Here is a 12,641-nt window from a genome sequence, read left to right on the forward strand (position 1 = left end):
ACCAACCGGCTTTTTCAAGCCGGTTCAGTGAGCGGTCAGTCCTCGCGCTTCACCACCAGCGTCAAGATGTCATAACTGGCCACCAACTCACCCAACTGGTTGGTTACCTCCACATCCCACGCCACCACGCCTTGCGGAATGCCCTGCGGGCTCTTCTTGCCCTGGTCGATCTTGCGCTTGCAGGTCAGCCGCGCCTGGATGGTGTCACCAATGCCTACCGGGTTGATAAACCGCAGGGTATCGAGCCCGTAGTTCGCCAACACAGGGCCCGGTGCCGGGGATACGAACAGCCCGGCCGCCGCCGACAGCACAAAGTAACCATGGGCGATGCGTTTGCCGAATTGCGACTCCTTGGCGGCGATGTCGTCGAAGTGCATGTAGAAGTGGTCGCCCGACAGGCAGCCGAAGTTCACCAGGTCGGCCTCGGTCACGGTGCGGCGGTGGGTCAGCAGTGATTCGCCAATCTGCAAATCCTGGAAGAACCGGCGGAACGGATGCACTTCGGTCTCGATGACCTTGGCACCGCGCACGTATTCGCCGGTGACGGCCGCCAGCATGGTGGGCGAACCTTGGACCGCTGCACGTTGCAGGTAGTGTTTCACCGCACGCAAGCCGCCCAGTTCTTCGCCACCACCAGCACGGCCCGGGCCGCCGTGTTTGAGTTGTGGCAGGGGCGAGCCGTGCCCGGTGGACTCGGCGGCAGACTCGCGGTCGAGCACCAGCAGGCGGCCGTGCCACGCGGCGGCCACCGGAATGGCTTTGGCCGCAATCTGCGGGTCTTTGGTGATCAGACTCGCAACCAGGCTGCCTTTTCCGCGTGCGGCCAGGGCCAGGGCTTCGTCCAGGTCTTCGTAGGCCATCAAGGTGCTGACCGGCCCGAAGGCTTCGATGTCATGCGCGCCGCCTTCAGCATGCGGGTCACGCGCTTGCAACAGGGTCGGCGCGAAGAACGCGCCCTGGCTGACGTTTTCACCGCGCGGTTCAAACCCGTCACGGGCGCCGAACAGCATATCGCTGCTCTGCAACAGGCTTTCCAGGCGTTCGGCCACGTCTTTGTGCTGGTCGTGAGAGGCCAGTGCACCCATGCGCACGCCTTCCACCGACGGGTCGCCAACCACGACTTTTTCCAGGCGCTCGCGCAGGCGGGTGGCAACCGCATCGATATGCTTGGCCGGCACGATAGCGCGGCGAATGGCGGTGCATTTCTGCCCGGCCTTGGTGGTCATTTCCCGGGCGACTTCCTTGATGAACAGTTCGAACTCTTCGTCATCCGGGCTCACGTCCGGGGCGAGGATCGCGCAGTTCAGTGAGTCGGCCTCGGCGTTGAAGGGCACCGAATTGCGGATCAGGTTCGGGTTGACCCGCAGCTTGGCGGCGGTGTCGGCGGAACCGGTGAAGGTCACCACGTCCTGGCCTTGCAGACGGTCGAGCAGGTCGCCGGTGCTGCCGATCACCAGTTGCAGGCTGCCCGGTGGCAGCAGGCCGGATTCGTCCATCAGGCGCACCACCGCCTCGGTCAGGTAGCTGGTGGCGCTGGCGGGCTTGACGATGCAGGGCATGCCGGCCAGGAAGCTTGGGGCGAATTTTTCGAGCATGCCCCAGATCGGGAAGTTGAACGCGTTGATGTGCACCACCACGCCGCCACGGGGCACCAGGATATGCGTGCCGGCGAAGCTGCCCAGTTTACCCAGCGGCATTGCCGGGCCTTCGTGGACGATATTGCCCGACGGCAACTCCCGCGAGCCGAGGCTGGCGTAAGTGAACAGCGTACTGTTGCCGCCCTCGATATCGATCCAGCTGTCGGCGCGGGTCGCGCCGCTGTGGTGGGAGAGGGCGTAGAGCTGCTCTTTGCGCTCGCTGAGGTACAGCGCGATAGCCTTGAGGCGCTGGGCCCGTTGCTGGAAGTCCAGCGCCATCAGCCCGCTGACGCCCTGGCGACGCCCGTGTTCGATGGCTTCGGCGAAGTCCGGGCGCTCTTCATGAGTGCGCGCCAGCTCATGGCCGTCGATGGCGCTGCGCAGCACTTGGGCGCCGTGTTGGCCGATCCAGCGGCCAGCGATAAAACTTTGCAGGGTAGGGGCGTGAGGCATCACGATTCCTCCGGGTTGGAAAATGAGAGTTAGTGTTTGCTGGCGCCTGCGGCACCAATGCCGGTCATGGAGCGAATGAACTGGGCCAGGTAACGCCCGCGTTCAATCGCAGCGCGGGGCGAGCGGTCGGTGACGGAAAAGACCCAGGCGCTGAAAAAAGCCAGGCTCATAGAGAACAGGGCCGGGTTGGAGTAGGGGAACAGTGCCTTGTCGTAATGCAGCACGTTGACCCACACCGCCGGGCTCAGTACCAGCAACACGATGGCCGACACCAGGCCCGCCAGGCTGCCGGTCACCGCGCCACGGGTGGTCAGGCCCTTCCAGTACATCGAGAGGAACAGCACCGGAAAATTCACCGAGGCGGCGATCGCCAAAACCAGGCCGGACAGGAAGGCAATGTTCTGCGACTCAAACAGCAGGCCGAGGATGATCGCCAATACGCCGATGCACAGCGTGGCGATGCGCGACACGCTGATCTCCTGCTGCTCGCTGGCCTGGCCCTTGCGGATCACACACGCATACAGGTCATGGGACACTGCCGACGCGCCAGACAACGCCAGCCCGGCCACCACGGCCAGGATGGTCGCGAACGCTACCGCCGAAATGAACCCGAGGAACAGGTTGCCGCCCACGGCCTGGGCCAGGTGCACGGCGATCATGTTGCCGCCGCCGATGATCGCGCCGTTGGCATCACGAAAGCTTGGGTCGGTGCCCACCATGACAATGGCGCCAAAGCCGACAATGATCAGCAGCAGGTAGAAGTAACCAATGAAACCGGTAGCGTAGAACACGCTCTTGCGCGCTTCCTTGGCGTCGCTGACGGTGAAGAAACGCATCAGGATATGCGGCAGCCCGGCGGTGCCGAACATCATGCCCAGCCCCAGGGAAATCGCATCAATCGGGTTGGACAACAAACCGCCCGGCGCCATGATCGCGTTGCCCTTGGCATGCACGGCGGTGGCCCCGGCGAACATCGCCTCGGTGCTGAAGCCAAAATGCTTGAGCACCATGAACGCCATGAAGGTGGTGCCGAACAGCAGCATCACCGCCTTGATGATCTGCACCCACGTGGTGGCGAGCATGCCGCCGAAGGTCACGTAGAACACCATCAACACGCCCACCAGCATCACCGCATACAGGTAGTCGATGCCGAACAGCAGCTCGATCAGCTTGCCCGCGCCGACCATCTGCGCCACCAGGTACATCAAGGCCACGGTCAGGGTGCCGAAGGCCGAGGTCAGGCGCACCGGGGTTTGTTCCAGACGATAGGACACCACGTCGGCAAACGTGTACTTGCCCAGGTTGCGCAGGCGTTCGGCGATCAGGAACAGGATGATCGGCCAGCCGGCCAATACGCCGAGGGCGTACAACAGGCCGTCATAACCGTTGAGGAACATCATCGCCGAGATGCCGAGGAAGGACGCTGCGGAAATCATGTCGCCGGCGATCGCCAGTCCATTCTGGAAGCCGGTCATGCCGCCGCCGGCGGTGTAAAAATCACTGGCGGAACGGGTGCGCAGGGCGGCCCAGCGCGTCACACCGAGGGTAAACAGCACGAACACCAGGAACATGCCGATCGCGTTCCAGTTCAGCGGCCGGGACGCGCCGTCGGCGGCCACCGCAAGGTCCGTAGCCAACGCCAGGGGCAATAGAAACCACGCCATAAGCCGGCTCATGGCGCGCACTCCAGCTTCAGCTTGTCGTTCAGCGGGTCGATCACGTGGTTGGCGCGGTACACATAAAAGCCGGTGAGCGCGAACGCCAACAGCACAATCATTACACCCACCAGCATGCCCACCGTGGTCACGCCGCCGCTTAACGACTGCCCGAGGGTGGCCGGGGAGAACGCCACCAGCAGCACAAACCCGAAATAGATCACCAGCATGATCAGCGACAGCGGCCAGTACAGGTTCTGTTTGCGGCGTACCAACTGGATGAAATCGGGATGTCGACGGATGCGTTCGATAGCGTCGGGGGTCATGGTGGTGTGCTCCTTTTTATTGTTGTGGTTGTGGCGTTGCGGCACGCGTTACAGCTGATCGAAATCCAATACCACCTTGTCGCTGACCGGGAACGCCTGGCACGACAGCACATAGCCGGCGGCCACTTCGTAGTCTTCCAGGGCGTGGTTGCTGTCCATTTCCACTTCGCCCTCGATCACCTTGCATTTGCAGGTGGAGCACACGCCGGCCTTGCACGAATACGGCAGTTCGGCGCCCTGGGCGTTGCCGGCATCGAGGATGCTCTGGCTGTTGCGTGGCAGGTCGAAGGCCAGGGCGCGGCCATCGCTGATCACGGTGATCTGGCTGACCGCCGCATCCACTTGGCGCGCCGCTTCGCGGGCCTCGCGTTTATGCTGGCTGCCGGCGGCGGCGAACAGTTCGAAATGGATGCGCTCGGGCGCCATGCCCTTGGCCTTGAGGCTGTCGCGCACGGTTTCGGTCATCTCCTGCGGGCCGCAGATAAAGGCCGCATCGAGGGTTTTTACGTCGAGCCAGCGGGAGAACAGTTGTTCGCATTTGTCGGCGTTGATGCGGCCGTTGTAGAGGTCGACGTCCTGCTGTTCACGGCTGAACACGAAGATCAGGTTCAGGCGCTGCAGGTAGCGATTCTTCAGGTCTTCGAGCTGTTCGCGAAACAGCGCACCGGAGCTGGAGCGGTTGCCATACAACAGGGTCACGCGGCTGTGGGGCTCGGTTTGCAGGGTGGTCTTGATGATCGACAGGATCGGCGTGATGCCGCTGCCGGCTGCTACCGCCAGGTAATGGCCGTGGCGAGCAGGATCAAGCTCCACATGAAAGTGCCCGGCGGGCGACATCACTTCCAGGCTGTGGCCGGCCTTGAGCTGCTCATTGGCAAACGCCGAAAACCGCCCGCCGGCCACGCGCTTGATGGCGATGCGCAGTTCACCGTCATTGACCCCGGTGCAGATCGAATACGAGCGGCGCACTTCTTCACCATCCAGTTGGGTGCGCATCACCAGGTGCTGGCCCTGGGTGAAGTGAAAGCTGTCTTGCAGGTGCTGCGGAATCTCGAAGGCGATGGACACCGCGTCACGGGTCTCGTTGCGCACATCCTTGATGGTCAGGCTGTGAAATTTGCTCATTGTTGTTCTCCAACCAAGCGGGCCACTGGCCCCTCAGATGCACTTGAAATAGTCGAACGGTTCCAGGCAATCGCGGCAGCGGTGCAGCGCCTTGCAGGCGGTGGAGCCGAATTCGCTGAGTACTTCGGTGTGAGTGCTGGCACATTGCGGGCAGGCGATCACCGGGCTTTCGCCGAGCAGGCTGCGCTTGCTGCTACTGCCTTGGGGCGGCGCGATGCCGTAGGCCCGCAAGCGTTCGCGGCCGTCGTGGGTGATCCAGTCGGTGGTCCAGGCCGGAGTCAGCTTGCGTTCCAGTTGCGGCGCGCGAAAACCCGCCAGCTCCAGGGCGTCGCGAATATCGCCCTCGATCACTTCGGTGGCCGGGCAGCCAGAGTAGGTAGGCGTGACCACCACATGCAGATGGCCGGCCTGCCAGTCCAGATCACGCACAATGCCCAGATCGACCACGCTCACCACCGGCACTTCCGGGTCCATGACCTGCGCCAGGGTGGCCCACGCGGCGGCCAAGTCGGTGGGTTGCGCCGGGCGTGCGCCCTGGTCGCTGGCGATCAGCTCACCAGGTTGCATCGGGGTACGCTCGTGGTAGGAATTGCATTTCTGCTAACAGAATCCCCAAGTGCTCGCTGTGCAGGCCGCGTCGGGCGTCCAGGTAGAAATAGTTCGCAGCGGGCGGCACAGGCAGGGTGGCGCTGCTGAAAATCTCGCTGACGTTGGTTTGCCATGCAGCGGCGACTTGCGCGGCGTCCGGTGTGATACCGGCTGCATGCAGGCGCTGTTCACTGTCGTCGGCACTGGTCAGTTCCACGGTAAAACGCCACAGCTCGGGGATCGCCGCGAGCATGCGCTGATGGCTTTGCTCAGTGCCGTCCCCCAGGCGCTCCACCCACTCGCTGGAGCGGCGCAGGTGATAGGTAACTTCCTTGACTGCCTTGGCAGCGATGCCGGCGATGCGTTCGTCACTGGACTGGGCCAGGCCACTCAGCACCGGCAAGTGCCAGGCGTCATACAGGAATTGCTTGAGGATAGTCACCGCGTAGTCGCCGTTGGGTTGTTCTACCAGCAGCAGATTGCGATAGGCCCGTTCATCCCGGCGGAAGGCCAGGTGATCGGCGTCACGCCCGTCATCCAGCAGCTCGGCGGCGTATTCCAGCCAGTTGCGCGCCTGGCCTACCAGGTCGAGGCCGACGTTCATCAGCGCCAGTTCTTCTTCCAAGGCCGGCGCATGGCCGCACCATTGGCACAGGCGCTGGCCCTGGATCAGGGCACTGTCGCCGAGGCGCAGCAGGTATTCGATCAGATCGGTTTGAGTGTTCATGGTCGACCTCACATGTGCCCGACTTCAGCCGGCAGCTCGTAAAAGCTGGCGTGGCGGTAGACCTTGTCATCGGCCGGGTCGAACAGCGGGTCTTTCTCGTCCGGCGACGAAGCCGTGATCAGTGCCGAAGGCACCACCCACAAACTCACGCCTTCGCTGCGCCGGGTGTACAGCTCCCGGGCGTTCTCGATGGCCATGGTGGTGTCGGCGGCATGCACGCTGCCCACATGCTTGTGATTCAGGCCGTGCTTGCTGCGCACGAAGACTTCAAACAGGGTCCATTCAGACATAACGGTGACTCCACATCAGGTGGCCGATCAGGCGGCGTTCTTGTTCTGTTTTTTACGGGCGTGGGCGACGGCGGCTTCGCGCACCCAGGCACCGTCTTCAATGGCTTTGCGGCGGGTGGCGACGCGTTCCTGGTTGCACGGGCCGTTGCCCTTGAGCACTTCGTAGAACTCGCTCCACTGGATCTCGCCGAAATCGTAATGGCCGCGTTCGGCGTTCCACTTCAGGTCCGGGTCGGGGCAGGTGCAGCCCAGCAGTTCCAGCTGCGGGATGGTCTGGTCGATAAAGCGCTGGCGCAGTTCGTCGTTGCTTTGGCGCTTGATCTTCCAGGCCATGGACTGGGCGCTGTTGGGGGAGTGTTCGTCGCTGGGGCCGAACATCATCAGCGACGGCCACCACAGGCGGTTGATTGCGTCCTGGACCATGTCTTTTTGCGCCTGGGTACCCTGGCGCATCATGGTCAGCAGCAGTTCGTAGCCTTGGCGCTGGTGAAAGCTTTCTTCCTTGCAGATGCGCACCATGGCCCGGGAGTAGGGGCCGTAGGAGGTACGTTGCAGTACCACTTGGTTGACGATGGCGGCGCCGTCGACCAGCCAGCCCACGGCGCCCATGTCGGCCCAGTTCAGGGTTGGGTAGTTGAAGATGCTGGAGTATTTGGCTTTGCCGCTGTGGAGTTTGGCGATTTCTTCGTCGCGGTCGGCGCCCAGGGTTTCCATGGCGCTGTAGAGGTACAGGCCGTGGCCGGCTTCGTCCTGGATTTTGGCCATCAGTTGCAGTTTGCGTTTGAGGCTGGGGGCGCGGGTGACCCAGTTGCCTTCGGGCAGCATGCCGACGATTTCGGAGTGGGCGTGTTGGGAGATTTGGCGGATCAGGGTTTGACGGTAGGCGTCAGGCATCCAGTTCTTGGCTTCGATTTTGATTTCGGCGTCGATTTTTTCCTGGAAGGCGCGTTCCTGGTCGGACATCTCGGAGAGGTCCTTGATGCGCTTTACTCCGGTTTCTACAAGCTGTGCGTACATGGGGGTCTCCCGCCTTTGGGTTTGTCGTAGGCATGGGGACTTTATAAGCGATACGAAAATTAATATCAAACACAAAATTACGTGTCGGTATTGTCTCTTGTATCGCTTTGGGTTGAGTGTATATCCGTTGCTGCGGTAACGGCTTCTTATGGTTCCGCTCTTACAGCGGGTCACTTTTGGCAAACGCCCCAAAAGTAACCAAAAGGTCTTTGCCCCACCACTCGGTGCCTCGCTTAGGCTCGGCATGCCCGCAATCAGACCCGTCTCCGCGGGCCGTCGCGACGGGCCATCCATGGCCCGGCGCGGCTAAATCGGCATCCTTGCCGATTTACCCGCTCCACCGTGCCTGCTTGCGGCCATCGTGGTTGACGGGGCCCGCAGATCAAGGTCAACAGCAAGAGCACGGCGGCCTGAAAGCCGACCTGAGTGTTAAAAGCCAGATCAAAATCTGTAGGAGCTGGCTTGCCGGCGATGCAGGCAACTCGGTTTTTCAGATGCGCCGAAGTGATGCCATCGCAGGCAAGCCAGCTCCCACATTTGAACCGTGCCTGCTTTAGCTGTTGATTTGGCTTTTAACACTCAAGCCGGCCTGTAGGCCGCTGTGTTCTTGATCTGTTGTTGATCTTGATCTGACTGCCCCATTCAGCCCGAGGCCGAACGCAGGGATTGAGGAGCGGGTAAACCGGCAGGACGCCGGTTTAGCCGCGACGGGCCAGGGACGGGCCGTCGCGGCGGCCCGCGGAGCAATTCCGGAGTGAGGGAACGCCGAGCCACAGCGAGGCGCCGACAGGCGGGGCAGAGCGTTTTGGTTACTTTTGCGCTTTTCAAAAGTGACCCGCTGTAAGAGCGGAACCCATAGCGGCCATCACCCAAATAACGGATATACACTCAAAAAAAAGCCCCACAAATGCGGGGCCAAAAAAGGTGCAGCAGTCATGCCTTAGGGCGACGATCCATCACATGGCAAGCCTTCCCCTCAGACCGCTTGATCGAATGCAGCGGCTGCAAAACGATACGCGAGCTGATCCCGATATACGTCTTGATGTGCTTGCTCAACTCACTGGACACCGCTCTCTGCTGTTCATCATCCAGGTGCTGATGTTCAGCCTTGAGCTCCACATGCACATCCACGCTATCGAGGTTCCCATTACGATACAGATGAATCTCATAACACTCCGAAAGCTGTTTTATTTTAAGCACCTGCTCCTCAATCTGCGTGGGAAACACATTAACCCCACGAATAATCAGCATGTCATCGCTGCGCCCAGTGATCTTGTCGATACGCCGCATCGGCCGCGCAGTCCCCGGCAGCAACCGGGTCAAATCCCGGGTGCGATAACGAATCATCGGCAACGCCTCCTTGCTCAAGGAGGTAAACACCAGCTCGCCCATCTGCCCGTCCGGCAGCACCTCACCCGTCACCGGGTCGATGATTTCCGGGTAAAAGTGATCCTCCCAGATCGTCGGCCCATCCTTGGTCTGCGCACATTCCATGGCCACACCCGGGCCCATGATTTCCGAAAGCCCGTAAATATCCAGCGCCGTGATCCCCAGCCGCGCCTCGATCGCGCTGCGCAACTCAGCGGTCCACGGCTCGGCACCAAAGATCCCCAACCGCAACGCCAGCTTGTGCGGATCAATGCCCTGGCGCTCGATTTCATCGGCAATGTTCAGCATGTAGGAGGGCGTGACCATGATGATGTCCGGCTGGAAATCCTTGATCAGTTGCACCTGTTTTTCAGTCTGCCCACCGGACATCGGAATCACCGTACACCCCAGTCGTTCCGCACCGTAGTGGGCGCCGAGGCCGCCGGTAAACAGCCCGTAGCCATAGGAAATATGCACCTTGTCGCCACGCCGCCCGCCAGCAGCGCGAATCGAACGGGCCACCACATTGGCCCAGGTGTCGATGTCGTTCTGGGTGTAACCGACCACCGTCGGTTTGCCGGTGGTGCCACTGGAAGCATGCAGGCGCACCACCTCGTTCATCGGTACGGCAAACATGCCGTAGGGGTAGCTGTCGCGCAGGTCGCTCTTGGTGGTGAACGGGAATTTGGCCAGGTCGTCCAGGGACTTGATGTCATCGGGGTGCACCCCCAGCGCGTCGAAGCGCTGACGGTACAGCGGTACGTTCTGGTAGGCGTGGCGCAGGCTCCAGCGCAGGCGCTCCAGTTGGTGGGCGCGCAGTTGGTCGACGCTGGCGGTTTCCAGCGGGTCCAGCACAGGGTTAAGCACGGCGTTTGGAATAGGCATGTTCATGAGTTCACTCGAATTATTTTTGTGTATCAGCCCACCGCACACCGCGGGCTTTGAGTGCATGCCCCAAGGATACCGCTAGGCTCCCCGGGAATCGCGAATCTTTAGTCGGACAACCGCTCGATGATCAGCGCGATGCCCTGGCCCACGCCGATGCACATGGTGCACAGGGCGTAGCGGCCGCCACGTTCCTCCAGTTCATGCAGGGCAGTGGTCACCAGCCGTGCACCGCTCATCCCCAGCGGGTGGCCAAGGGCAATGGCGCCGCCGTTGGGGTTCACCCGCGGGTCGTTGTCGCCCAGGCCCAGCTCGCGTAGCACCGCCAGGCCTTGGGCGGCGAAGGCTTCGTTGAGTTCGATCACGTCCATGTCCGCCAGGCTCAGGTTGGCCAGTTCCAGCACCTTGCGGGTCGCCGGCACCGGGCCGATGCCCATGATCCGTGGCTCCACGCCGGCGGTGGCCATCGCCACCACCCGGCCACGGGCGACCAGGCCGTGACGCTTGGCAACTTCCGCGCTGGCCAGCAGCAGGGCACAGGCGCCGTCGTTGACCCCGGACGCATTGCCGGCGGTGATGCTGCCGCCTTCACGGAACGGGGTGCCGAGTTTCTGCAGTTGCTCAAAGGTGGTGTCGCCGCGTGGGTGTTCGTCGTGCTCGACCACCTTGGCCGGGCCTTTGCGCTGGGGGATTTCTACTGCGACGATTTCCCTGGCCAGTCGCCCGCTGGCCTGGGCGGCGGCTGCACGTTGCTGGCTGCGCAGGGCAAACGCATCCTGGTCGGCGCGGGAGATGTTGAATTGCTCGGCGACGTTTTCGGCGGTCTCGGGCATCGAGTCGATCCCGTAGGCCTTTTTCATCAGCGGGTTGACGAAGCGCCAGCCGATGGTGGTGTCGTATAGCTGCGCGTCACGGGCAAATGCCTGTTCGGCCTTGCCCATCACCAGCGGTGCACGGGACATCGATTCCACGCCGCCCACCAGCATCAACCCGGCCTCGCCGCAGCGAATCGCCCGGGCTGCACTGCCGATGGCATCCAGCCCCGAGCCGCACAAACGGTTGAGCGTGGTGCCCGGCACGCTGACCGGCAGCCCGGCCAGCAGCGCCGACATGCGCGCCACGTTGCGGTTGTCTTCGCCGGCCTGGTTGGCGCAGCCGTAGATCACATCGTCGACACTGCTCCAGTCCACTTGCGGGTGGCGGCGCAGCAGCTCGCGCAACGGCACCGCACCGAGGTCGTCGGCGCGCACGCTGCTCAAGGCGCCGGCGTAGCGGCCGATCGGGGTGCGTACCGCGTCGATAATCAAGGCGTCATTCATTCGGATTCTCCTGCGCCAGCACCGTGCCGCGCACTTTGTAGGATTTGCCATGGAACAGCGCAATCAGCTGGCCCAGTTGGTTTTCGATGCGTACGTCGTAGTTGCCGGTGCGGCCCGAACGGCTTTGTTCGCGGCAGTCGGCACTCAAGGTGTCGCCCAGGTGCGCCGGGGCGATGTAGTCGATGCTGCAACCCAGTGCCACGGTGGCGTCGTTGTAGCTGTTGCAGGCCAGGGCGAATGCCGAGTCGGCCAGTGCAAACAGGTAGCCGCCGTGGCAGGTGCCGTGGCCTTGGATCATGTCGGCGCGCACGCTCATGCCCAGTCGCGCGCAGCCCGGCGCCACTGAGAGCAGGCGCATGCCCATGCCCTGGCTCGCGGCGTCACGGTTGAACATGGCCTGGGCGCATTGGTTGGCCAGGTTCATGGCTTCGTGGTTGGTCATCCCGTGCGCTCCCTTAGCGGCCCTTGAAGCTTGGGCTGCGTTTTTCCATAAAGGCGGCGACGCCTTCGCGGTAATCCCCACTGCGTCCGGCCAGGCGTTGCAGGTCGCGTTCCAGCTCCAGCTGTTGGTCAAAGGTGTTGCTCAGGCTGGCGTTCAGGCTGCGCTTGATCAGCGCCAGGCCGTAGGTCGGTTGGGTGGCCAGGTGGCGGGCCAGGGTCAGGGCTTCGTTGCGCAGTTCGGCGTCGTCCACGCAGCGGTAGATCAAGCCCCATTGCTCGGCCTGTTCGGCGCTCAGGCGGTTGCCCAACAGGGCCAGGGCCTTGGCGCGGGCCATGCCCACCAGGCGCGGCAGGGTCCAGGTGCCGCCGGAGTCGGGGACCAGGCCGAGCTTGCAGAAGGCCTGGATGAAGTTCGCCGAGCGCGCGGCCAGTACCAGGTCGCAGGCCAGCGGGATGTTGGCACCAGCGCCGGCTGCTACACCGTTGACCGCGCAAATTACCGGCAGAGGCAGGTCGCGCAATTGGCGGATCAGCGGGTTGTAGAACTTCTCGATGGATTCGCCCAAGTCCGGCACCGCGCTGCCGGGGGCCACGTTGCGGTCTGCGAGGTCTTGCCCGGCGCAAAAGCCGCGACCTTCGCCGGTCAGCAGCAGCACGCGCACGTCGGGACTTTCCTGGACCCGCTTCAGCGCTTGTTGCACCTCGCCGTGCATCTGTGCGTTGAAGCTGTTGAGCTGGTCAGGGCGATTGAGGCTGATCAGGGCGACGCCGGCCTCGATGGAAAACAGGATGTGTTCGAAGTTCATGGTC

General features: G+C 62.7%; 12 protein-coding genes. All 12 read right to left on the reverse strand.

Annotation, left to right across the window (positions count from 1 at the left end; genetic code table 11):
• Positions 1-35: 35 nt before the first annotated feature.
• Positions 36-2,090, reverse strand: a complete 2,055-nt coding sequence (paaZ, locus tag RGV33_RS13295) for a phenylacetic acid degradation bifunctional protein PaaZ (protein ID WP_322144620.1) — start codon at positions 2,088-2,090, stop codon at positions 36-38.
• A 29-nt stretch (positions 2,091-2,119) separates the two neighbouring features.
• Entirely contained in the window at positions 2,120-3,766 is a 1,647-nt protein-coding gene (locus RGV33_RS13300) for a cation acetate symporter (RefSeq protein WP_322144621.1), read from the reverse strand.
• A complete protein-coding gene (locus tag RGV33_RS13305) occupies positions 3,763-4,071 on the reverse strand; it encodes a DUF485 domain-containing protein (RefSeq protein ID WP_322144622.1) in 309 nt (102 codons plus the stop codon). Before RGV33_RS13305 ends, RGV33_RS13300 begins: the two co-directional genes overlap by 4 nt.
• A 48-nt stretch (positions 4,072-4,119) precedes the next feature.
• Positions 4,120-5,196: a 1,2-phenylacetyl-CoA epoxidase subunit PaaE gene (paaE, locus tag RGV33_RS13310; protein WP_322144623.1), complete on the reverse strand. Its 1,077-nt coding sequence runs from the start codon at positions 5,194-5,196 to the stop codon at positions 4,120-4,122.
• Between the two features lie 33 nt (positions 5,197-5,229).
• Positions 5,230-5,763: a 1,2-phenylacetyl-CoA epoxidase subunit PaaD gene (gene paaD / locus RGV33_RS13315; RefSeq protein ID WP_322144624.1), complete on the reverse strand. Its 534-nt coding sequence runs from the start codon at positions 5,761-5,763 to the stop codon at positions 5,230-5,232.
• Positions 5,750-6,511: a 1,2-phenylacetyl-CoA epoxidase subunit PaaC gene (gene paaC, locus RGV33_RS13320; protein WP_322144625.1), complete on the reverse strand. Its 762-nt coding sequence runs from the start codon at positions 6,509-6,511 to the stop codon at positions 5,750-5,752. The genes paaD and paaC overlap by 14 nt, the downstream gene beginning before the upstream one ends.
• Before the next feature lie 8 nt (positions 6,512-6,519).
• Positions 6,520-6,801 carry a 1,2-phenylacetyl-CoA epoxidase subunit PaaB gene (gene paaB, locus RGV33_RS13325; protein ID WP_003208899.1) on the reverse strand — a complete coding sequence of 94 codons (282 nt, stop codon included), beginning with the start codon at positions 6,799-6,801 and terminating at the stop codon, positions 6,520-6,522.
• A 27-nt stretch (positions 6,802-6,828) separates the two neighbouring features.
• Positions 6,829-7,818, reverse strand: coding sequence for a 1,2-phenylacetyl-CoA epoxidase subunit PaaA (gene paaA, locus RGV33_RS13330; RefSeq protein ID WP_177089538.1), 990 nt, complete (start codon positions 7,816-7,818; stop codon positions 6,829-6,831).
• A 933-nt stretch (positions 7,819-8,751) separates the two neighbouring features.
• Positions 8,752-10,077, reverse strand: a complete 1,326-nt coding sequence (gene paaK / locus RGV33_RS13335; RefSeq protein ID WP_322144626.1) for a phenylacetate--CoA ligase PaaK — start codon at positions 10,075-10,077, stop codon at positions 8,752-8,754.
• 101 nt (positions 10,078-10,178) lie between these two features.
• Entirely contained in the window at positions 10,179-11,390 is a 1,212-nt protein-coding gene (gene pcaF, locus RGV33_RS13340; protein ID WP_322144627.1) for a 3-oxoadipyl-CoA thiolase, read from the reverse strand.
• Positions 11,383-11,832 (reverse strand): hydroxyphenylacetyl-CoA thioesterase PaaI, encoded by a 450-nt coding sequence (gene paaI, locus RGV33_RS13345; RefSeq protein WP_322144628.1) that lies wholly within the window; start codon positions 11,830-11,832, stop codon positions 11,383-11,385. Before paaI ends, pcaF begins: the two co-directional genes overlap by 8 nt.
• Before the next feature lie 13 nt (positions 11,833-11,845).
• Entirely contained in the window at positions 11,846-12,637 is a 792-nt protein-coding gene (gene paaG, locus RGV33_RS13350) for a 2-(1,2-epoxy-1,2-dihydrophenyl)acetyl-CoA isomerase PaaG (RefSeq protein ID WP_322144629.1), read from the reverse strand.
• Positions 12,638-12,641 lie beyond the last annotated feature (4 nt).

It is taken from the genome of Pseudomonas sp. Bout1, assembly GCF_034314165.1.
In the GTDB taxonomy this organism is placed as follows: Bacteria; Pseudomonadota; Gammaproteobacteria; order Pseudomonadales; family Pseudomonadaceae; genus Aquipseudomonas.